The following is a 19,848-nucleotide window of genomic DNA, read 5'->3' on the forward strand; positions in this document are numbered from 1 at the left end:
TCGTTCAAGGCCGGATGAACACCTTGCCGTTGGGCTTGGCCAGTTCGGCTGGCAGCCGCGCCATCGCCTCGGCGAGCGGCACTACCGCCGTCACGTCGGTCGACCAGCGCCCATCGGAAAAACGCTTCTGCGCTTCCAGGATCGCCGGGCCGCGGCGATCGCGGAACTGGCGCATCCACTCGCTCAGCCAAAACCCTTCGATATGCTTGTGCTGGAAGATCAGTTGGCCGGGCTCGCGGATAACGGTGGCTTCGGGATCGAGCCGCCCATAGATGATCCAGCGCGACCGCTTCGGCATGACGTCGAAGATGGCGGAGGCAAGCAGCCCGGTTACCGCGTCAAGGAAGATGCGCGGCTGTTCGGCCTTCATCACCTCGCGCAGCGCCGCCTTGAAATCCGGCGCCTTTTCATTGAGCACGTGCGCCGCGCCAAGCGCTTTCAGAGCCGCGGTCTGGTCATCGCGGCGCACGGTGACGATCGGCCGGAAACCCTCTTCGCTGGCCAGGCCGATGATCAGCTTGCAGAGCTGGCTGGCGCCGGCGGTCATGACGAAGGCCTTCTCGCCTTCCTCCTTGACGATGTCGAACATGGCGAGCGCCGTGAGCGGGTTGACGATCATCGCCGCACCGTCCTCGTCGCGAACGGTGTCGAGCAGCGGGATGCAGGCAGCCGCCTCGGCGACGGCATAGTCGGCCCACGAGCCCCAGTTGGTGACGCCGGTGGCAAAGGCCACGCGCTTGCCGATCAGGCTTTTGGGATAGGGCTCGTCCCCGCTGGCGACGACAATGCCGACACCCTCGAAACCGGCCGGCTGGCCCTTGGCACGCGGCTGGCCGTACTGGCCCTTGACGAAGGCGACATCGGACGGATTGATCGAGGCGAGGCTGACCTTGATCAGCACCTGGCTGGGGCCCGGTGTCGGCACCGCGATGCTGCCCGGCTCGAGATAGGGCACCATCGCCTCCAGCACACTGCCGCTCCGCGTCCTGGTGTAGCCATCGCCGACAAGCAGCAGCGCCTTCATTTCGGATGGGACGGTCATCGGAACACTCCTCGCTCGAGCCTCGGGTCGCGCCCGCATGACGATGCCGGCGCTCAGACCTTCTCCTGCGTGTATTTCCTCAACTCCGTCCGCGCCACCTGACGGCGATGCACGGCGTCCGGCCCGTCGGCAAGGCGCAAGGTCCGCAGATGCGTCCACGACCGCGCCAGCGGTGTGTCCTGGCTGATGCCTTGCGCGCCGAACATCTGCACCGCCTCGTCGGTGACCTTGAGCGCGACGCGCGGTGCGATCACCTTGATCTGGCTGATCCAGGGAGCAGCAGCCCGCGCATCGCCCTGGTCGATCATCCACGCCGCCTTGAGGCAGAGCAGCCGCGCCATCTCGATCTCCATGCGGCATTCGGCGATGATGTCGAAATTGGCGCCGAGCTTTGCCAGCTTCTGGCCGAAGGCCTCGCGGCGCACGGAACGCTGGCACAGCATCTCGAGCGCCATCTCGGCCTGTCCGATGGCGCGCATGCAGTGGTGGATGCGGCCGGGACCGAGCCGCCCTTGGGCGATCTCGAACCCCCTGCCCTCGCCGAGGATCAGGTTCGACGCCGGTACGCGCACATTGTCGAAGCGAAGATGCATGTGGCCATGCGGCGCGTCGTCATCGCCATAGACCTGCATGGCCCGCACCTTGGTCACGCCTTTGGTGTCTGATGGCACCAGGATCATCGAATGGCGGCGGTGCTGCGGCTCGTCATCGCCCCCGGTCCTGACCATGACGATGTAGATGGCGCAGCGCGGATCGCCGGCGCCCGAAGCCCACCATTTCTCGCCATTGAGCACATAGTCGCCGCCGTGGCGTTCACAACGCATGGCAATGTTGGTGGCATCGGATGAAGCGACATCCGGCTCGGTCATCAGATAGGCCGAGCGGATCTTGCCGTCGAGCAGCGGTTCCAGCCATGCTTTCTTGTGGTCGGCCGAGCCGTATCGCTCCAGCACCTCCATGTTGCCGGTGTCGGGCGCCGAGCAGTTGAAGGTCTCGGCGCCGAGATGCGCCTTGCCCATCTCTTCGGCCAGATAGGCGTACTCGACAGTGGAAAGGCCATAGCCGCGTTCCGAGCCGGTCAGCCAGAAATTCCACAGGCCGCGCTCTCTTGCGGTCTTCTTCAGCCCTTCGAGGATCTCGCTCTGACGCGCACTGTAGACCCAGCGGCTGCCTGCCTTGCCCACTTCGCTGAGGAATTCATGGTCGAGCGGCATGATCTCGTCGCGCACCATGGCCGCGACGCGCGCGTGGATTGGCTTCAGCCGCTCGGTCATGCCGAGATTCATCTCCGTCATCGGTCGCTAACCCTTCATACACGCCAGGCATTTTGTCAGTGGCAAGGATGACCGTACTTCGGATAGCCTTGTCAACGAACTGTTTGCCCGCATGCCGAGCGCGGAGAATTGTGATGAGCTATCTGGACGAACTGTTTTCGGTGGCCGGCAAGACCGCGCTGGTGACAGGTGCCGCGACCGGCATCGGCCGCATGGCGGCGACCGCGCTGGTCAAGGCCGGCGCCAGCGTGATGATCGCGTCGCGCAAGGGCGAGGATTGTATCAAGGTCGCCGAAGAGTTGAACCAGCTTGGTGCACCGGGCCGGGCCGACGGCTTCGTCGGCGACGTTTCCAGCGAAGCCGGCATCGCCGCACTCGTCGCCGAGGTCAAATCGCGCATCGAACGGCTGAACATTCTGGTCAACAACGCCGGCGTCTCCTGGGGCGCGCCGCTGGAAAGCTTCCCCTATTCGGCATGGGCCAAGGTGTTTGGCGTCAACGTCACCGCGGTCTTCCACCTGACGCGCGAATTGCTGCCGCTGCTCGATGCCGCCGCCAGCGACGCCGATCCGGCCAGGGTGATCAACCTCGGTTCGGTAATGGGCACGCAGCCGCTGGCCGACGACGCCTATTCCTACACCGCCTCGAAGGCTGCGGTTCATCATCTGACGCGCACACTGGCGCTCGAGTTCGCCGCCCGCCGCATCACCGTCAACGCCTTTGCCCCCGGCCCCTTCCAGAGCCGGATGACGGCATTTGCCACCGCGACAGAGGAACAGGCCAGGCACGTCGGCAGCCATGTTCCGATCGGCCGTATCGGCGCACCGGATGACATTGCCGGCGCAACGCTCTATTTGTGCAGCCGTGCAGGCAGCTATGTCACTGGCGCCATCCTGCCGATCGATGGCGGACAGTCGGTGCAGCATGGGCTGACCTTGTTCAAGGAATGACATTTTCCGGCCACAGAAGCCGGGGGTGAACTGGAGGACATGAGCGTGGAACCGATCAGTCTCGATGTGCTTCTGGCCAGTGTCGGCAAGGAGGTCGGCGTGTCGCCCTGGCGGGTGGTCACGCAACGCATGATCGACCAGTTCGCCGACGCCACGGACGACCATCAGTTCATCCACTGCGATCCGGAGCGGGCGATGCGTGAAACGCCGTTCGGCGGCACCATCGCGCACGGCTTCCTGTCGCTGTCGCTGTTGTCGGCGATGACCTTCGAGACCATGCCGCCGCTGGAAAACGGCAAGATGGGCGTCAACCACGGCTTCGATTCGCTGCGCTTCCTGGCGCCGGTGAAAACCGGCGCGCGCATCCGCACGCGTTTCGTGCTGGCCGACGTCAAGGTCAGGCCGTCGGGCTGGGTGCAGACCGCGCATGACGTGACGATCGAGATCGAGGGCTCGAAGAAGCCGGCACTGACCGCGCGCTGGCTGACGCTGACCTTGATCGAACGCCAGCCCGAGACGGCATGAGTGATCCCGTTGTCGACCAGGCAGCGCTTGCGCCTTACCTCGAGGCGAACATACCGGGCTTTTCCGGGCTTGCTGCAGTCGAGAAGTTCAAATCCGGCCAATCGAACCCGACCTACCTTTTGACGGCGGCAAGCGGCCGTTACGTGCTGCGCGCCAAGCCGCCGGGGCAATTGCTGAAATCGGCGCACCAGGTCGACCGCGAATTCAGGGTGATGAGCGCGCTTGCCGGCACCGCCGTGCCTGTGCCTGCCATGCTGCACCTGTCGGCGGAAGGCTCGCCCATCGGCCGCATGTTCTACGTGATGGATTTCCTCGACGGCCGCATTTTCTGGGATCCGGCCCTGCCGGAGGCTGGCGACAATGATGAACGCGCCGCCATCTACGATGCCATGAACGACACCCTCGCCGCCCTGCACGAGGTCGATGTCGAGACTGTGGGGCTCGGCGATTTCGGCCGGCCGGGCAATTATTTCGAGCGCCAACTGGCGCGCTGGACGAGCCAGTACCGTGCCTCGGAAACCGGCACCGTCGCCGACATGGACCGGCTGATTGCCTGGTTGGAAACGCATATGCCCGTAGATGACGGCCGGATCTCACTGGTCCATGGCGACTACCGGCTGGACAATCTGATCTTCGCGCCGGACCGGCCAACGGTTCTGGCAGTGCTCGACTGGGAACTTTCGACCTCAGGCCACCCCTTCGCCGATATCGCCTATCAATGCATGCAATGGCGGCTGCCGCACGCTTCCGGCTTTCGCGGCCTGGGCGGTATCGACCGTTCCGCACTCGGCCTGCCCTCCGAGGAAGACTACGTCGCCGCCTACTGCCGGCGGCGCGGGCTCACCGGTATCGGCAACTGGACGTTCTTCCTCGCCTTTTCCTTCTTCCGGCTGGCTGCAATCTGCCAAGGCGTCTTCAAACGGGCGCTGGACGGCAACGCCTCCAATCCCGAGAAGGCGAAAACCTATGGCGAGGCGGTGAAACTGCTTTCGTGTCTTGCCGCAGAACTGATCGACAGGGTGGCGTGATGGGCCATTTCGAGAGAGGAACGGTGCTGATCACGGGGCTGCCAAGTTACGACAAGCGTCGGCACGATCCGAAGCATACCGTTTGGGAACTTCCCGTGCCCTTGTCCGTTTCCGTACAGCGTATATAATTTAGCCAGCCACCAACCCAACCGAAGGCATCAGATCTTGCCGCAGAGCGTCCAGACACGCCGCGAGAAACAAAAGGCAGAACTGCGCTCCGAATTGCTCGAGGCCGCGCATAAGCTTGTCCAGGAAGAGGGCTATGAGGGCCTGACCATCCGCAAGCTGGCCAAGCGGGTCGGCTACGCCCCGATGTCCGTCTATTCCTACTTCGCCGACAAGCAGGACATCCTGTTCGCTCTGGCCGAGGACGCATTCGAGACGCTTGCTCGCCGCATCGAGGAGCATCCGTCCGACGATCCGATCGCAGCCTTGCAGGCGGTGATGACGGAATATGCCGCCTTCGGGCTCGGCAATCCCAACGAATACCGCACCGTATTCATGACCGAAAAGACCAAGCTGCCGGAAGGCAGGAGCTACGACGACATGGAAGAGAGCAACCCGGCGATGAAGGCGCTGATCAGCCGGGTCGAGGCCTGCGTTGCCGCCGGAAAATTGCAGGGCGATCCGCGCGCCATCGCCACCATGCTGTGGGCGGTCGGCCACGGCACGATCTCGCTGCTCATCACCTTTCCATTCTACCCCTTCGGCGACCCGCAGGCCTTCGTGAAGCGGATGTGCGATTTCACGCTCGCCACGCTCAGCACGCAAAACGTCCCGCCATTGACCGAGACACCGGTCAACTGCTGAACGCCGTTCCCTTTCATTTCCATATTTTCTCTCCGCCCCAGCCAGACCCTGGGGGGATTTCTTGGTTAACGAAAAATTTATCGTACGCGTACGGTTTTCCCTTGAATTCCCAATCGACGGCGTATATGTACAGTCTATCGTACATGTACGAGAAAAATTCACCCGTCGGTACGAATTGAATTCGACCCGGAAACCGGAGACTGACAATGAAAAAGACACTCCTCACCCTCGCCGCCGTGCTGGCACTTTCGGGCTCGGCTTTCGCCGCCAACACCACCCATCCGGTCAAGCATGCGCCGGTGGCGGCCTGCGTTGACACCAAGACCAACCTGAAGCTCGATTGCGCTTCGACCGGTTCGGTCGAGAAGAAGGGTGCCACGGAAAACACCGCTGAAGGCGCGGGCCCGCGGCTCGGCATCAGCATCAATCCGTGGATTGTGCCGAGCGCATTCTGATATCAGCAAAGATCACGTCTGGCCGGCACAAGCCGGCCAGCTTCAAGCGACCGAAATCGGCAGCTTCGCCGCTGAACTCTCAAAGGCTGCGTCGATCAGCTTCTGCATGTCGGCGGCGCGCCGGAACGACGGATCGCCATTCCGGCCTGCATCCAGCGCATCGGCAAAGCGTCGCGCATTGCGCTTGACACTGGGCAGATCCAAAGTCCGCCAGCGCTGAAGATCGACATCCCCGCCGAGGCAGGCCGACAGGCTCGATGCCTTGCCGTCGGTCTCGACCTTGATGGCGCCCTGGGTGCCGTGCAGGGCCAGCGACAAATCGTTGGCGTGACCGGTCATGTAGCGGCTCGCCACGATCGTGGCAAGCGCGCCGCAATCGAGCCGCGCCGTCATTGCCACGCTGTCATTGGCGTCCAGCACATAGTCGCCGATGCGCTCGCCCTCGGCCTTCGGAAACGTCACCAGATCGGCATGCAGGCTGACGATATCCTGGCCGGCGCCATAGGTGGCGAAATCCAGGATATGGATGCCGACATCGCCCAGCACGCCGGTCGAGCCGTGCCGGCTGGACAAGCGCCACAGCCATTTGTCCTCGACCCGCCAGTCACCCCATGATTTGCTGACCAGCCAGCTTTGCCGGTAGCTCGCCTCGACATGGCGCAACGCGCCGATCTCGCCGGCCTGAACCATGCGCCGCGCCTCGTGGATCGCCGGTGAGTTGCGATAGGTGAGGTTGACCATGTTGATCACCCCGGCAGCCTCGGCCGCTTGCGTCATATCAAACGCGTCGGCGTAGTTCGGCGCCAGCGGCTTTTCGCAAAACACATGTTTTCCCACGCCGAGCAGCGCCAGCGTCGTCGCCCTATGCGCACCATCCGGCGTCGCGTTGATGGCGGCATCGAACTGGCCCCAGGCGATCGCCGCCTCCAGGCTCTCGAAAGAATCGCCGATCTTGCTGGCCGCGGCGAACGCCGCAGCGCGACCGGGCACCTGGTCGACACAGGCGACGATGCTGCAGCCGGGAATCCCGGCAAACTCCTCGACATGATGCCCGGCGATACCGCCGGTGCCGAGCAGAAGAATTCGATGCATTAGCCCCAAGCCCCCAAAATCAACTCACGCCTTGGGCAACTCAGGCCCCGATCAGCTCAGGCCGCCCCAATCAGCTCAGGCCCTTGTCGCCATCGGCATGCAGGCGCAGCCCCTTCTGCACGATCTTCTCCTTGGCCGCATCCGTCGGCACGTTCGGCGCATTGGTGATGCCGGACCATGCCGGCGCCGGGTTGTGCGCCCAATGGACGGCGTTGCGCAGCACCTGCTGCACGCCCTCATTGTGATAGATCGGGTAGGTCTCGTGGCCGGGCGAGAAGTAGAAGATCCGTCCCGCGCCGCGCTGGTACGTCAGCCCGGACCGGAACACCTCGCCGCCCTCGTACCAGGAGACGAACACCGTCTCCAGCGGCTCCGGCACCGCGAACGGCTCGCCATACATTTCGGTCTCGCCGATCTCCAGGCACTCGCCAATGCCTTGCGCGATCGGGTGGCCGCGGTTGATCGCCCAGACGCGCTCGCGCTCGCCCGCCTCGCGCCATTTCAGCGAACAGGGCGTGCCCATCAGCCGCTTGAAGATCTTTGAGTAGTGACCGGAATGGAGCACGATCAGGCCCATCCCTTCCCACACCCGCTTCTGCACCAGCTCGACGATCTCGTCCTTGACCTCGCCATGCGCCGCGTGGCCCCACCACAAAAGCACGTCGGTGGCCGCCAGGCGCTTTTCGCTCAGGCCGTGCTCGGGCTCCTGCAAGGTGGCGGTGGCCGCCTCAATGCCCTTGTCCTGGTTGAGCGCGGCGGCGATGGTGCCGTGCATCCCCAAGGGATAGAGTTCGCGCACGGCTTCATTGGTCTGCTCGTGGACATTCTCGCCCCAAACGATCGCTTTTGTCGGCATTTTCATCTCCCAAAGCGCTTTAAATAGCATGTCCAAGGGGATTGAGAAGGTCCCGATGCCGCCTGGCCTGATGAAAACTACGTCTTGCGCTTGCGCCCCGGAACGGTCTTGGCCTTGCCCGGTTTCGCGGGTGCGCCGGGGATGGCGGTTCCGGTAATGGATACCGGATCGCTGGCCGGGAACGTGTCTTCGAGGCCTTCCTCGAGTTCCTCTTCGGCGCTCGGGGCTTCACGTCGCTCATGTTCGAGCGAGCGGACGGCCGATGTCTTTTTGACCGGCGACTTCGGCGCGGAATTCGACGGCATCGGCATTCTCCCTCGGCGTGCGGATGCAGAACGAGCGCGCCCTGCAAAACGTTCCGAGTTCAGACCGCCGCGTCGCGCGATCCCTCGGACAGGAAAGTAAAGACATAGTCCGAGAAGGAACGCCAGCATTCGACCCGGAAGGCATCGGCGGCTGTGCGCAACAGCACGATCTCGGTCTTGCCCAGAATGGTGCGCGACGCCGCTCCAACCGGGAAGGCGTCGAGCGACAGGTCTTGCGGGCAGCCCGCATTGATCGTCGCCGCTGCCCCAGTGCCCGTCACTGATATCGCGATGTTGCGATGCGAGACGCCAACCGCCGAATGCAGCGCGGATACTTTGGCGCAATCGGCGAGCGGATCGTTGCCGGCCTCATCGATGACAAGCCATTCGTCAGGGCCGAGCCACAGAGCGGTGCGCCCGCCCTTCGCGGCAGAGGTTTTCGGCTTGTTCGGCAAGGTCACGCCAAGCGCCTTCGAAAGCGCTGCGGCCGAAGCCTCCGGCGCCCGCAATGAAACGCGCTCCACCGGCGGCAGCACCTCGACCTTGACGGCGGCGGCAGTGGTGCTGCGACCGGCCAGCGCCGGACGGCGTTCTACCGAAGACGATGCAGCTGGCGTCGTCTTTCTTGCAGCGGCCTTAGCCATTGAGGCGCCCTCCCGTCTCGTCGAAGAACGCCATGCCGGTAACCTCCACTTCGATCACCCCGTTCGGCATCGGCACGTAGAGCGTGTCGCCCATCCGGTCGCGGCCGCCGGCGACCAGCGCCAGCGCGATCGAGCGGCCGCAATTTTCCGACCAGTAGCTCGAGGTGACGTGACCGATCATCTTCATCGGGATCGCCTGCTTGGGGTCGGCGACGATCTGCGCGCCTTCCTCCAGCACCACCTTTGGGTCTTTCGTTTTCAAGCCGACCAGTTGCTTGCGGCCCTTGGCGACCAGGTCTGGCCGCGCCATGCCCCTGATACCGACGAAGTCGGTCTTCTTCTTGCCGACCGCCCAGTCGAGACCGGCATCGTTCGGCGTCACCGTGCCGTCAGTGTCCTGGCCGACGATGATGTAGCCCTTTTCGGCGCGCAGCACGTGCATCGCCTCGGTGCCGTAGGCCGCCGCGCCATGCTTCTGGCCTTCGGCCCACAGCGCTTCCCAGACCGCCTGGCCGTAGTCGGCAGGCACGTTGACCTCGAAGCCGCGCTCGCCGGTGAACGACATGCGGAACAACCTCGTCGGCACGCCGCAGATCTTGCCTTCGCGCACCGACATATGCGGCAGCGCCTCGTCCGACATGTCGATGCCTTCGACCAGCGACGCGATGATGTCGCGGGATTTTGGTCCCTGCACGGCGATGACAGCCCATTGTTCGGTGATCGAGGTCAGCCAGACATTGAGATGCGGGAACTCGGTCTGGAGATAATCCTCCATATGGTTCATGACGCGCGGCGCACCGCCGGTCGTCGTCGTCACATGGAAACGGTCGGGCGCCAGCCTGCCGACGACGCCGTCATCATAGATGAACCCGTCCTCGCGCAGCATGATGCCATAGCGGCAGCGGCCGGGTTCCAGCTTCTCCCATGGGTTGGTGTAGAGCAGTTCCATGAACTTGGCCGCATCCGGCCCGACCACTTCGATCTTGCCGAGCGTCGAGGCATCGAACAGGCCGGCCGTCTTGCGCACGGCGACGCATTCGCGGTCGACAGCAGCATGCATGTCCTCGCCCGCCTTGGGGAAATACCAGGCGCGCTTCCACTGGCCGACGTCCTCGAACACCGCGCCTTGCGCCTCGGCCCAGGGATGGATCGCCGTTTTACGCGTGGGGTCGAACAGCGGCCCGCGCGCATGGCTGACGATCGCGCCGAAGGTCACCGGCGTATAGGGCGCCCGGAACGTGGTCAGGCCGACCTCCGGGATCGGCTTTCCCAGCATCTCGGCGGCAATCGCCAGGCCGTGCATGTTGGAGGTCTTGCCCTGATCGGTGGCCATGCCGTTGGTGGTGAAGCGCTTGACGTGCTCGATCGAGCGCATGCCTTCGTGCACCGCCTGGCGGATATCCTTGGCGGTGACGTCGTTCTGGAAGTCGACAAACGCCTTCACCGTGGTGTCCGGCCCGGCGCCAGGAGCCGCACCCAGCATGCCGCGCGACCAGCTCTCCGAGGTGTCGACCTTCGGCTTCGTACCCTTGGCGGTTTTCGCGCCCGCATCCCTGGCCGCTTTGGCGCCCGCGGCATAGGCCTCGTCGACCGTCGCCGATAGGCCGTCGGTACCATTGCAGGCGCCGACAGAGACACAATCCTGCGCATAGGTGCCCGGCACGAAGCGCTTGGTCTCGTCGTTGAAGGCGACCTTGCCGCGCGACTGCGAGAACAGATGCACCGACGGCGTCCAGCCGGCCGACATCAGGATCGCATCGACCGCGATGGTGCGTTCGCCGCCGCCATTCTTCGGCTGCACCGTCATCGAGGAAACGCGCAGCTTGCCGCCGGCGCGGATCACCGCGCGGCCGAAATTGACCTCGATGCCGAGCGCCCTCGCCTCGTCGATCACCGGTCCGGTCGGATTGTCGCGCAGATCGACGATCGCCGCCACGTTGACGCCGGCCTTCTTCAGGTCGATCGCCGCCGCATAGGCGGAATCATTGGCGGTGTAGACGCCGACATTCCTGCCGACCGCGACGCCATAGTGGTTGAGATAGGTGCGCGCGGCACCCGCCAGCATGATGCCCGGGCGGTCGTTGTCGGCAAACACCATGTGCCGCTCGATGGCGCCCGAGGCCAGCACCACGCGCTTGGCCCTGACCTGCCACAGCCGCTCGCGCGCCAGATCGTGGCCGGGAGCCTTCAGATGATCGCTGACACGCTCGACCAGGCCGACGAAATTCTGCGCGTAATAGCCGAACGCCGTCGTGCGCGGGAGCACGCGGACATTGTCCATCGCAGTGAGTTTCGCCACGGCAGCTTGCGCCCAGGCAAAACCGTCCTGGCCGTCGATTTTCGCGCCGCTCTCGAAACGCAGGCTGCCGCCGAACTCGGCCTGCTCGTCGGCGAGGATGACGCGCACGCCGGTCTCCGCCGCTGCCAATGCCGCAGCGATGCCCGCCGCACCGCCGCCCAGCACCAGCACGTCGCAATGCGCATAGCGTGACGAATAATGGTCGGGATCGGGCTGGTCCGGGGAAACGCCAAGACCGGCCGCGGCGCGGATCTTGGGCTCGTACAGGCTCTTCCATGCCGCCTTCGGCCACATGAAGGTCTTGTAGTAGAAGCCGGCCGAAAACATCGGCGACGCGATGTCGTTGACCGCACCGACGTCGAAGAACAGCGACGGCCAGCGGTTCTGCGACTGCGCCTCGAGCCCGTCATAAAGCTCCTGCACAGTCGCGCGCACGTTCGGCGTCTTGCGTGCCGCGTCGCGCCTGATTTCGACCAGCGCGTTCGGCTCCTCGGCGCCCGCCGACAGGATGCCGCGCGGACGGTGGTACTTGAACGAACGGCCGACCAGATGGACGCCATTGGCGAGCAGCGCCGAGGCCAGCGTGTCGCCCTCGATGCCGGCATAGGACTGGCCATCGAAGCTGAAACGCGCGGTCTTGGCTTGGCTGAAGCGGCCGGCGCCGGAAATGCGGTACGACGCGCCGCTCATTTGCCAACTCCTGGCAGCTTGGAGGGTTTGGGTTCGCCGGCCTTGTAGGTCATGACGAACCTGTCGGTGACGGTGTCGCGCACGGCGTTGAAGAAACGCGCGCAGCCATGCATGTGCCGCCACCGCTCATAGATGATGCCCTTGGGGTTGGAGCGGATGAAGAAGAACTTTTCGAAATCGTCGTCGCTCTCGCCGGCCATATTGGCCGAGCGCGCGATATGCGCCTCGCCGGCGTTGCGGAACTCGAGTTCCGGACGCTCTTCCTCGCAATAGGGGCAGCGGATGAGAAGCATTTGTTCGTTCCTACAATTCGCCGTGGCCGACGCGGGCGCCCGCCGGTTGATCGCAAAGCTTCTGTCCCAGGGTCGCGAACGGCGCGACGAGCCGGATGCGTTCCTCCACGCTTGCAGCGGGACGAAACAGATCGCGCGACGCCATGTTGCCGAGAGTGAGTTGCATCGGATCGGTGGTGACGATGACTTGACGCGGCTGGAATGTCTCGTCTTCGTCAAGCCCTTCGGGACGTCCCTCGAAGAACATCACCACCCGCTGGCCGCCGCTCCAGACGCAGGCCAGCGTGCCGTCGTCGACCGAAAACGGCCAGACGGTCTCGTTGCCGGTGCGGCTGATCGGTTGCGTGCGCACTTCGTCAGCCGACGGAAAATGGAACATGCCCCGTTCCCCCGCCAGCACGTGTTCCCCCGCCAGAATCAGCGGCATCGCGACAGCCATCCCAGCCATCATCAGTGCGCCACCGCCGCCGCCGCCGCCTCGTCGATGAGCCGGCCGGTGCGGAAGCGCTCGATGGTGAAGGGCGCATTGATCGGATGCGGATCGTCTTTGGCGATGGTGTGGGCAAAGACATGGCCCGAGCCCGGCGTCGCCTTGAAGCCGCCCGTGCCCCAGCCGCAATTGACATAAAGACCGGGCACCGGCGTCTTGGCCAGGATCGGCGAGCGGTCGGGCGTGACGTCGACGATGCCGCCCCACGAGCGCAGCATCTTCATGCGCGTGAAGATCGGGAACATCTCGCAGATGGCGTCCAGCGTGTGCTGCAATATGTGCAGGCCGCCGGTCTGCGAATAGGAGACGTACTGGTCGGTGCCGGCGCCGATCACCAGTTCGCCCTTGTCGGACTGCGAGATATAGGCGTGCACCGTGTTCGACATCACCACGCAGGGCACCACCGGCTTGACCGGTTCCGACACCAGCGCCTGCAGCGGATAGCTTTCCAGCGGCATGCGCACGCCGGCCATGTTCATGATCACTGAGGAATGGCCGGCGGCAACGACGCCGACCTTCTTGGCACCGATGAAGCCGCGCGTCGTGTCGACGCCCAAAACCGCGCCATTGGCCGCCCGCTTGACCCCGGTGACCTCGCAATTCTGAATGATATGGACGCCGCGCGCCGAGGCGCCGCGCGCATAGCCCCAGGCAACCGCATCGTGGCGCGCCGTGCCGCCGCGCCGCTGCAGCGCCGCACCGACCACCGGATAGCGCGCATCCCTGGAGGTGTTGAGCGGCGGGCAGAATTCCTTCGCCTGCTCCGGCGTCAGCCACTCATTGTCGATACCGTTCAGCCGGTTGGCGTGCACGTGGCGCTTCAGCACCTGCACGTCGTGCACATTGTGCGCGAGCATCATGACGCCGCGCGCCGAATACATGACGTTGTAGTTGAGCTCCTGGCTCAGCCCATCCCACAGCTTCAGTGCATGGTCGTAGATGCCGGCGCTCTCGTCATAGAGATAGTTGGAGCGGATGATGGTGGTGTTGCGGCCTGTGTTGCCGCCGCCGAGCCAGCCCTTTTCCAGCACCGCGACATTGGTGATGCCGTGAACCGTGGCGAGGTAATAGGCGGTGGCCAGGCCATGGCCGCCGGCGCCGACGATGATGACGTCGTATTCTTTCCTGGGCTCGGGCGAGGACCACTGTTCTTCCCAGCCCTTGTGGCCGCGCATGGCTTCACGGGCGATGGCGAATACCGAATATTTCTTCAACGTCCCAACCTCGCCCCAAAAAGGCTTCGCGAATGGCGGCCGGCGTTCATTCGGTCCCGGCGCGCGAGGTGTATCACTAGCGAAACAGCGCTTCCACCCTTGCGCTGTTTGCGACGGCGCTTGCCGTTTTGCGCCGTGGTGAAAAAGACGCATCCGGCGCGTCGGCGCTTTCCAGCATCTTGGCGGGTATCGGGTGGCTCGCTTTGCCTCGATCTGCGACCAAGCATCCCAACTGCCGGCCAAGCCGGCGCGAAGAAAAGGATGCAAAAATGTTCGCACTCGCCAACAAGGTCGCCATCGTCACCGGCGCCAGTTCCGGCATCGGCCGCGCCACGGCAAAACTCTTTGCCGAGGAAGGCGCCAAGGTCATCGTCGCCGCCCGCCGCCAGGCCGAGCTCGACGCGCTTGTCGCCGAAATCGCGGATGCCGACGGCATCGCCATCGCGCTTGCGGGCGATGTCCGCGACGAAGCCTACGCAAAGGCCCTTGTCGATCTGGCGGTCGAAAAATTCGGCGGGCTCGACATCGCCTTCAACAATGCCGGCGCTGTCGGCCTGATGGGACCGATAGCCGAATTGCCGCTGGAAGGCTGGCGCGAGACGCTCGACACCAATCTCACCAGCGCGTTTCTCGGCGCCAAATACCAGGTGCCGGCAATGGTCGAGCGTGGCGGTGGTTCGCTGATCTTCACCTCCACCTTCGTCGGCCACACAGTCGGCATGCCAGGCATGACCAGTTATGCCGCAAGCAAGGCCGGCCTGATCGGACTGACACAGGTGCTTGCCGCCGAATACGGCCCGAAAGGCGTGCGGGTCAACGCGCTGCTGCCCGGCGGCACAGACACGCCGGCGGCAACCTTCAAGACTCCGGAATCACGGGCCTTCGTCGAAGGCCTGCATGCTTTGAAGCGTGTCGCTATGCCGGAGGAGATTGCCCGTTCGGCGCTCTATCTCGCCTCCGATGCCTCGAGCTTTACCACCGGAGCCGCTCTGTTTGCCGATGGCGGCGTGTCGATCAACCGGACGTGAAGACTTTTCGCGTCCGGAATGCATGTTCATAGCCGCCAGGCAGACGGCCGGTCTTGATTTTTTGCCGCGATTTGGCGATTCCGTTTCTGTCCAAAAGCGGGGTCTGGAACCATGTTGCTGATCAGAACCTATGTGACTGCGAGTGCGATCGAAGGCGTCGGCGTGTTCGCTGCGGAGCCGATCAGGAAAGGGGCTTCGATCTGGCGGCTCGATCCGGATTTCGACCGACTGGTCCCCATGGACAAATACGAAGCGGCCCCCCCGCATCTCAGGGAACTGCTCGACCGCTATGCCTATCCCAGCCCCGACCGGCCAGGTTTCATGGTCTATGAAGTCGACAATGGCCGCTTCATGAACCATTCCAGCAATCCGAATACGGATTTTTCGCAATATGGCGGGGCCACCGCCACCCGCGACATCGCCGTGGGCGAGGAGATCACCTGCGACTACGGCGAGTTCTTCGAGGATTTCGAGCGGCTGCACCTCGCGACGGCCTAGTCGGCTCCTTATCTCAAGGCAAACAGACTGCGGCTGACACCGCAAATTCATTTCCGCTGTGGACAGCGCGGCATGATTCTGCTATCAGCCGCCACAATTCGTGGTGTAAACCGCCGCGGAGGCTAGCGGCTATGATCGCTTGCCTGTTGATATCAAACCCGAAAGACAGGATTGCCCGTGCAGGTACTCGTCCGCGACAATAACGTTGATCAGGCGCTTCGCGCTCTCAAGAAGAAGATGCAGCGCGAAGGCATTTTCCGCGAAATGAAGATGCGCGGTCACTACGAGAAGCCGTCCGAGAAGCGCGCCCGCGAAAAGGCTGAAGCCGTTCGCCGCGCCCGCAAGCTGGCCCGCAAGCGCGCCCAGCGCGAAGGCCTGCTGCCGATGACGCCGCGCCCTGTTGCTGCCGGCGCCGCTGGTGGTGCAGCTGGCGCTCCGCGTCCGCCGCGGTTCTAACGCCAATTTTTCGTCCTTTTCGAAGGATATCAGAGGTGGCGCGATGTGGAATCGCCGCCACCTTTTTGTTTTGATGTGACCGGTCCGGAGGGGGAGCCGGATCTGAACGACGCGGCTTGAAGTGAGGACAGGGCAGACATGAACGCAACGAGCGTGGAGCGCGGGACCGCATTGCGTGGTTTCGCCCTGACAGCGGCCCTGCTCTCCGGACTGGCGCTTGCCGGCTGCCAAACGGCGGGCCCGACCGGTGAATTCAACAACATCGACAAGGCGCAAGGCTCGAGCGAGAACATTTCCTCGCTGTCGGCGGTCATCCAGCGCAATCCCCAGGATCCCGAAGGCTACAATGTGCGCGGCTCGGCCTATGGCCGTGGCGGTCAGTACCAGGCGGCGCTCAAGGATTTCAATCAAGCCATCCAGCTCAATCCGAATTTCTTCCAGGCCTATTCGAATCGTGCGCTCATCCAGCGCTTCCTCGGCAACCAGGAAGCCGCGCTCGCGGACTACAACCGTTCGATCCAGATCAACTCGAACTATGACGCCGCCTATATCGGCCGCGGCAATCTCTACCGCAAGGCGGGTCGCACCCAGGACGCCTTCAACGACTTTCAGAAGGCGATCCAGCTCGATACGACCGACGCGCGCGCCTACCACAATCGAGGCCTGATCTATCAGAGCCAGGGCCAGCACAAATTCGCCATCGAGGATTTCTCGACCGCCATCTCGCTGGCGCCGGACGCCGCCGAGCCCTACAACGGCCGCGGCCTCTCCTATCTGGCGACCAATGACGAGGACAACGCCTTCTCCGATTTCAACATGGCGATCAAGCTCGACGGCAAGAACGCCGAGGCCTGGGCCAACCAGGCGCTGATCTACGAGCGGCGCGGTGACAAGGCGAAAGCCGCGAAATCCTATAAGGAAGCCGTTCGCCTCGACCCGACCTACCAGCCGGCCAAGGATGGCCTCGCCCGCGTCAGCTGATCTCGGTTTCGGCAAACGCTTCCCATACAAATCCGCGTGACATCCAAATGCCGCGGGATCCTTGGCGTGTCCGAAAAGACGCACTTCGCAACCGCGCATTAACCCCGGCAGGAGGCTTTCGGCCCCTGCCTTGATCGCGCCAAGTTTTCAGCGGAACGGTCTGGCCTCCCAAGCCGTTATCGAAAAGCAATTTGCGAAAGGACCCTCCCATGATCAAGAAACTCGCCTGCGCCGCTGCCCTCGCCACGACGATGTTCGCGGTGGCTCCAGCCAGCGCCGGCAAGCTGCAACTCGGCACGCTCGATTGCACCATCGACGGCGGCACCGCTTATATCGTCGCTTCCAACAAGGGCGTGTCCTGTGTCTTCCGGCCTCATCATCACGGGCCGTCCGAGGTTTACACAGGCGTCATCTCCAAGATCGGCCTCGATGTCGGCCAGACGCATCAGGGCCAGCTCGTTTGGGCCGTGCTGGCTGCGACCCGGGACCGTGACGGAGGCGATCTCGCCGGCAGCTATTACGGCGTCAACGCCGAGGCGAGCGTGGTGACCGGCGGCGGCGCCAATCTGCTGGTTGGCGGCTTGGACAGCGCCTTCATGCTGGAGCCGCTCAGCGTCCAGGCGCAGACCGGCGTCAACCTTGCCGTGGCCGTGACCTCGCTCCAGCTGATCCATTCATTCAAGTGATCGCATGGAGCCGTGCGCTCCATGACCCCTCACCCCGCGGCGCGGAACCAGATAGGATGGTTCCGCGCCGTTGATTTTTGAGGGACCATCATGCTGAAGACAGCCATTGCTGCTGCCATATTCGCTACCGTGTTTGCCGGAGCAGCGCAGGCGCAGGACGGTGGCGTAGAACTCGGCACGCTTGACTGTGCCATTGGCGGCGGCACCGGCTTCATCTTCGGCTCGAGCAAGGATCTGAGCTGCACCTTCAACCCCGCCGACAAGAGCTTCGCGCCGGAAGCCTATTTCGGCGCCGTCAACAAATACGGCCTCGACATCGGCACGACGAAGCAGACGGTCATGCAGTGGATCGTGCTGACGCCGCTGAAGAACATCTACGCGCCGGGTGCGCTGGCCGGCGACTACATCGGCGCCAGCGCCGAGGTGACGGCCGCCGTCGGCGCCGGCGCCAATCTCCTGGTCGGCGGCTCCGCTCAGGCCTTCACCTTGCAGCCGCTCAGCTTGCAGACGCAGACCGGCATGAACCTCGCGATCGGCGTCAGCCAGTTCCAGCTGCGCAGCACCGAGAACTGATCGCGCAACGAACCCGCCAATCGGAAAGGCTGCCGCGCGAACGGTCCTCAAAAAACCGCTTGAGCTCAACCCCGGTTGAGGTTTTACAAGCCTGCCCCGAACGCAACAACGCCTCGATGCGGCGCCCGATCCGGCGCTGTCGAACCGCATGGTCCTGCCGGAAAGCCGTACTGGCTTCTGGCGTCCTGCGCTGGCGTCGAGATATGCAAGACAGGGGTGGAAATGACCGGGATCAGCACAAACAAGGTCGACTGGCGCGGATTATGGGCAAGCGGCGACCTGGCGCGCTTCTGCTTCATCAGCCTCGGCATCCTCTTGCACGCCACCAACGAGACGATGGTGGCAACGGTGATGCCGGCCATGGTCGGCGAACTGGCGGGCGTGCAGCTCGTCGGCTGGTCGCTGGCGATCTACGAACTCGGTGCCATCGTTGCCGGCGCGGCCGCCGGACGGCTGGTGAGTTATGTCCCCTTGCGCACCAACATGGTGGTCGCAGCCCTGCTCTACGCAGCAGGCGCCCTGATCTGCGCCACCTCGCCTTCCATGCAACTGTTCCTCGCCGGCCGCCTGATCGAAGGACTTGGCGGCGGTGCGCTGGTGTCGCTGGCCTTCGTCTCGGTCGAACGACTGTTCTCGCGCGCCATCTGGCCGCAGCTTTTCGGCATCATGTCGGCGATCTGGGGCGTCGCCGCCTTCAGCGGACCATTGCTCGGCGCGATCATGACCGAGCTTTTGTCATGGCGCTGGGCCTTCGGCATCTTCACCCTCGGCGGCGCAGCCATGGCGCTGGCAAGTTTCATCGTGCTCGACACGCCGGAGGCGACGAGGCCGAAGGCGAGCGCAGGCGGGGCGCCGCCCTTCCCGTTCGCGGCCCTTGCCTGCCTTACCGTTGCCGTGGTGCTGATCGCCTCGGCCGGCGTCGACATCGCCTTGCTGCGCTCTTCGCTGCTGATGGCCTTCGGCCTCATCGGCCTGCTGCTGTTCTTCACCATCGACGCGCTGAAGCCGCTTTCGCGGCTGTTCCCGGCGCGGCTGTTCTCATGGCGCACGCCGGTCGGCGCCGGCATGACCATGGTTGCCGCCTTTTCGGTGGCCACCTGTTCCTTCGGCGTCTACGGGCCGCTGCTGCTGACCAGCCTTCACGACATTCCGCTGCTGACCACCGGCTACATCATCGCCGCCGAATCGATCGCCTGGTCGATCCTGTCGATCCTGGTCGCCAACGCGCCGCCGCGGCGCGAGCGGCTGATCATCATCGGCGGCGCGGTGATGATCGCGGCCGGCATCGCCGGCTTTGCCTACACGATACCCCTGGGCTCCATCCCGCTCATCCTGATCTGTGCCCTGTTGCAAGGCGGCGGCTTCGGCATCGCCTGGCCGTTCCTGACACGCGTCATCGTCGCCTCCGCCCCGAAGAGCGAGCAGACCATCGCCTCGGCGGCGGTGCCGACCATGCAGCGCATCGGCTACGCCGTGGGTGCAGCCCTTGCCGGCATCGTCGCCAATGCCAGCGGCTTTTCGCAAGGTTTGAACCACGACGCGGCGGCGAATGTCGCGTCCTGGCTGTTTCTTGCCTTCGTCCCGCTCGGCATTGTCGGCTGTCTCGCGGCCTTGCGGGTTTCCAAGCCGCTTGGCCAGCAGCTGGAAGCTACTGGCTAG

The 19,848-nt window shown here is 64.1% G+C and carries 22 protein-coding genes; 12 read left to right on the forward strand and 10 right to left on the reverse strand.

The window, feature by feature from the left end:
• Nucleotides 1-4: 4 nt before the first annotated feature.
• Together A4R29_RS24315 and A4R29_RS24320 are read right to left on the reverse strand one after the other, a co-directional pair.
• Nucleotides 5-1,042 carry a zinc-binding dehydrogenase gene (locus tag A4R29_RS24315; protein ID WP_063173065.1) on the reverse strand — a complete coding sequence of 346 codons (1,038 nt, stop codon included), beginning with the start codon at nt 1,040-1,042 and terminating at the stop codon, nt 5-7.
• A 53-nt stretch (nt 1,043-1,095) separates the two neighbouring features.
• Complete coding sequence (locus tag A4R29_RS24320) at nt 1,096-2,337, reverse strand: acyl-CoA dehydrogenase family protein (protein WP_063173066.1); 1,242 nt, start codon at nt 2,335-2,337, stop codon at nt 1,096-1,098.
• A 113-nt stretch (nt 2,338-2,450) separates the two neighbouring features.
• Between A4R29_RS24320 and A4R29_RS24325 the strand changes: the two genes are divergently transcribed.
• The 5 genes from A4R29_RS24325 to A4R29_RS24345 all read left to right on the forward strand — a co-directional run bounded on the left by A4R29_RS24325 (nt 2,451) and on the right by A4R29_RS24345 (nt 6,084).
• The gene (locus tag A4R29_RS24325; protein ID WP_027161371.1) at nt 2,451-3,266 is read left to right on the forward strand and encodes an SDR family oxidoreductase; all 816 of its coding nucleotides are present in this window, start codon (nt 2,451-2,453) and stop codon (nt 3,264-3,266) included.
• A 39-nt stretch (nt 3,267-3,305) separates the two neighbouring features.
• The gene (locus A4R29_RS24330; RefSeq protein WP_263484965.1) at nt 3,306-3,791 is read left to right on the forward strand and encodes a MaoC family dehydratase; all 486 of its coding nucleotides are present in this window, start codon (nt 3,306-3,308) and stop codon (nt 3,789-3,791) included.
• Nucleotides 3,788-4,819: a phosphotransferase family protein gene (locus tag A4R29_RS24335; RefSeq protein ID WP_063173067.1), complete on the forward strand. Its 1,032-nt coding sequence runs from the start codon at nt 3,788-3,790 to the stop codon at nt 4,817-4,819. The genes A4R29_RS24330 and A4R29_RS24335 overlap by 4 nt, the downstream gene beginning before the upstream one ends.
• A 165-nt stretch (nt 4,820-4,984) precedes the next feature.
• Nucleotides 4,985-5,629: a TetR/AcrR family transcriptional regulator gene (locus A4R29_RS24340; protein ID WP_013529665.1), complete on the forward strand. Its 645-nt coding sequence runs from the start codon at nt 4,985-4,987 to the stop codon at nt 5,627-5,629.
• Between the two features lie 206 nt (nt 5,630-5,835).
• The gene (locus A4R29_RS24345; RefSeq protein WP_063173068.1) at nt 5,836-6,084 is read left to right on the forward strand and encodes a DUF680 domain-containing protein; all 249 of its coding nucleotides are present in this window, start codon (nt 5,836-5,838) and stop codon (nt 6,082-6,084) included.
• 42 nt (nt 6,085-6,126) lie between these two features.
• On the opposite strand, the gene A4R29_RS24350 is transcribed toward A4R29_RS24345, so the two are convergent.
• From A4R29_RS24350 to A4R29_RS24385, 8 genes are all read right to left on the reverse strand, one after another.
• Entirely contained in the window at nt 6,127-7,176 is a 1,050-nt protein-coding gene (locus A4R29_RS24350) for a Gfo/Idh/MocA family protein (protein ID WP_063173069.1), read from the reverse strand.
• A 70-nt stretch (nt 7,177-7,246) separates the two neighbouring features.
• Nucleotides 7,247-8,032 (reverse strand): ThuA domain-containing protein, encoded by a 786-nt coding sequence (locus tag A4R29_RS24355; RefSeq protein ID WP_063173797.1) that lies wholly within the window; start codon nt 8,030-8,032, stop codon nt 7,247-7,249.
• A gap of 77 nt (nt 8,033-8,109) precedes the next feature.
• Nucleotides 8,110-8,337, reverse strand: coding sequence for a hypothetical protein (locus A4R29_RS24360; protein ID WP_013529661.1), 228 nt, complete (start codon nt 8,335-8,337; stop codon nt 8,110-8,112).
• A gap of 59 nt (nt 8,338-8,396) precedes the next feature.
• The gene (locus A4R29_RS24365) at nt 8,397-8,981 is read right to left on the reverse strand and encodes a sarcosine oxidase subunit gamma (RefSeq protein ID WP_063173070.1); all 585 of its coding nucleotides are present in this window, start codon (nt 8,979-8,981) and stop codon (nt 8,397-8,399) included.
• Complete coding sequence (locus tag A4R29_RS24370) at nt 8,974-11,970, reverse strand: sarcosine oxidase subunit alpha (RefSeq protein ID WP_063173071.1); 2,997 nt, start codon at nt 11,968-11,970, stop codon at nt 8,974-8,976. Before A4R29_RS24370 ends, A4R29_RS24365 begins: the two co-directional genes overlap by 8 nt.
• Nucleotides 11,967-12,263, reverse strand: coding sequence for a sarcosine oxidase subunit delta (locus tag A4R29_RS24375; protein ID WP_013529658.1), 297 nt, complete (start codon nt 12,261-12,263; stop codon nt 11,967-11,969). Before A4R29_RS24375 ends, A4R29_RS24370 begins: the two co-directional genes overlap by 4 nt.
• Nucleotides 12,264-12,273: 10 nt before the next feature.
• On the reverse strand, nt 12,274-12,714 hold the full coding sequence (locus A4R29_RS24380) for a hypothetical protein (protein ID WP_013529657.1): 441 nt from the start codon (nt 12,712-12,714) through the stop codon (nt 12,274-12,276).
• Complete coding sequence (locus tag A4R29_RS24385) at nt 12,714-13,967, reverse strand: sarcosine oxidase subunit beta (RefSeq protein ID WP_013529656.1); 1,254 nt, start codon at nt 13,965-13,967, stop codon at nt 12,714-12,716. The genes A4R29_RS24380 and A4R29_RS24385 overlap by 1 nt, the downstream gene beginning before the upstream one ends.
• A 269-nt stretch (nt 13,968-14,236) precedes the next feature.
• Here A4R29_RS24385 and A4R29_RS24390 point away from each other — a divergent pair, with 269 nt between their 5' ends.
• The 7 genes from A4R29_RS24390 (at nt 14,237) to A4R29_RS24420 (ending at nt 19,848) form a co-directional block, all read left to right on the forward strand.
• Complete coding sequence (locus tag A4R29_RS24390) at nt 14,237-14,995, forward strand: SDR family oxidoreductase (RefSeq protein WP_024502779.1); 759 nt, start codon at nt 14,237-14,239, stop codon at nt 14,993-14,995.
• Nucleotides 14,996-15,106: 111 nt separating this feature from the next.
• Nucleotides 15,107-15,493, forward strand: a complete 387-nt coding sequence (locus A4R29_RS24395; RefSeq protein WP_063168976.1) for an SET domain-containing protein — start codon at nt 15,107-15,109, stop codon at nt 15,491-15,493.
• Between the two features lie 177 nt (nt 15,494-15,670).
• Complete coding sequence (gene rpsU / locus A4R29_RS24400) at nt 15,671-15,949, forward strand: 30S ribosomal protein S21 (protein ID WP_013529653.1); 279 nt, start codon at nt 15,671-15,673, stop codon at nt 15,947-15,949.
• A gap of 138 nt (nt 15,950-16,087) precedes the next feature.
• Entirely contained in the window at nt 16,088-16,930 is an 843-nt protein-coding gene (locus tag A4R29_RS24405; RefSeq protein WP_013529652.1) for a tetratricopeptide repeat protein, read from the forward strand.
• 209 nt (nt 16,931-17,139) lie between these two features.
• The gene (locus A4R29_RS24410; protein ID WP_024502781.1) at nt 17,140-17,616 is read left to right on the forward strand and encodes a DUF992 domain-containing protein; all 477 of its coding nucleotides are present in this window, start codon (nt 17,140-17,142) and stop codon (nt 17,614-17,616) included.
• Nucleotides 17,617-17,706: 90 nt separating this feature from the next.
• Complete coding sequence (locus tag A4R29_RS24415; RefSeq protein ID WP_063173072.1) at nt 17,707-18,189, forward strand: DUF992 domain-containing protein; 483 nt, start codon at nt 17,707-17,709, stop codon at nt 18,187-18,189.
• A gap of 222 nt (nt 18,190-18,411) precedes the next feature.
• On the forward strand, nt 18,412-19,848 hold the full coding sequence (locus tag A4R29_RS24420; RefSeq protein ID WP_063173073.1) for an MFS transporter: 1,437 nt from the start codon (nt 18,412-18,414) through the stop codon (nt 19,846-19,848).

Source organism: Mesorhizobium ciceri biovar biserrulae (genome assembly GCF_001618845.1).
Classification (GTDB): Bacteria; Pseudomonadota; Alphaproteobacteria; order Rhizobiales; family Rhizobiaceae; genus Mesorhizobium; species Mesorhizobium ciceri.

Bases quoted from the DNA above. Each gene is read 5' to 3' on its own strand.
- A4R29_RS24315 (WP_063173065.1), bottom strand. From the start codon at position 1,042: ATGACCGTCCCATCCGAAATGAAGGCGCTGCTGCTTGTCGGCGATGGC.
- A4R29_RS24320 (WP_063173066.1), bottom strand. From the start codon at position 2,337: ATGACGGAGATGAATCTCGGCATGACCGAGCGGCTGAAGCCAATCCAC.
- A4R29_RS24325 (WP_027161371.1), top strand. From the start codon at position 2,451: ATGAGCTATCTGGACGAACTGTTTTCGGTGGCCGGCAAGACCGCGCTG.
- A4R29_RS24330 (WP_263484965.1), top strand. From the start codon at position 3,306: ATGAGCGTGGAACCGATCAGTCTCGATGTGCTTCTGGCCAGTGTCGGC.
- A4R29_RS24335 (WP_063173067.1), top strand. From the start codon at position 3,788: ATGAGTGATCCCGTTGTCGACCAGGCAGCGCTTGCGCCTTACCTCGAG.
- A4R29_RS24345 (WP_063173068.1), top strand. From the start codon at position 5,836: ATGAAAAAGACACTCCTCACCCTCGCCGCCGTGCTGGCACTTTCGGGC.
- A4R29_RS24350 (WP_063173069.1), bottom strand. From the start codon at position 7,176: ATGCATCGAATTCTTCTGCTCGGCACCGGCGGTATCGCCGGGCATCAT.
- A4R29_RS24355 (WP_063173797.1), bottom strand. From the start codon at position 8,032: ATGCCGACAAAAGCGATCGTTTGGGGCGAGAATGTCCACGAGCAGACC.
- A4R29_RS24360 (WP_013529661.1), bottom strand. From the start codon at position 8,337: ATGCCGTCGAATTCCGCGCCGAAGTCGCCGGTCAAAAAGACATCGGCC.
- A4R29_RS24365 (WP_063173070.1), bottom strand. From the start codon at position 8,981: ATGGCTAAGGCCGCTGCAAGAAAGACGACGCCAGCTGCATCGTCTTCG.
- A4R29_RS24370 (WP_063173071.1), bottom strand. From the start codon at position 11,970: ATGAGCGGCGCGTCGTACCGCATTTCCGGCGCCGGCCGCTTCAGCCAA.
- A4R29_RS24375 (WP_013529658.1), bottom strand. From the start codon at position 12,263: ATGCTTCTCATCCGCTGCCCCTATTGCGAGGAAGAGCGTCCGGAACTC.
- A4R29_RS24380 (WP_013529657.1), bottom strand. From the start codon at position 12,714: ATGATGGCTGGGATGGCTGTCGCGATGCCGCTGATTCTGGCGGGGGAA.
- A4R29_RS24390 (WP_024502779.1), top strand. From the start codon at position 14,237: ATGTTCGCACTCGCCAACAAGGTCGCCATCGTCACCGGCGCCAGTTCC.
- A4R29_RS24395 (WP_063168976.1), top strand. From the start codon at position 15,107: ATGTTGCTGATCAGAACCTATGTGACTGCGAGTGCGATCGAAGGCGTC.
- A4R29_RS24405 (WP_013529652.1), top strand. From the start codon at position 16,088: ATGAACGCAACGAGCGTGGAGCGCGGGACCGCATTGCGTGGTTTCGCC.
- A4R29_RS24410 (WP_024502781.1), top strand. From the start codon at position 17,140: ATGATCAAGAAACTCGCCTGCGCCGCTGCCCTCGCCACGACGATGTTC.
- A4R29_RS24415 (WP_063173072.1), top strand. From the start codon at position 17,707: ATGCTGAAGACAGCCATTGCTGCTGCCATATTCGCTACCGTGTTTGCC.
- A4R29_RS24420 (WP_063173073.1), top strand. From the start codon at position 18,412: ATGACCGGGATCAGCACAAACAAGGTCGACTGGCGCGGATTATGGGCA.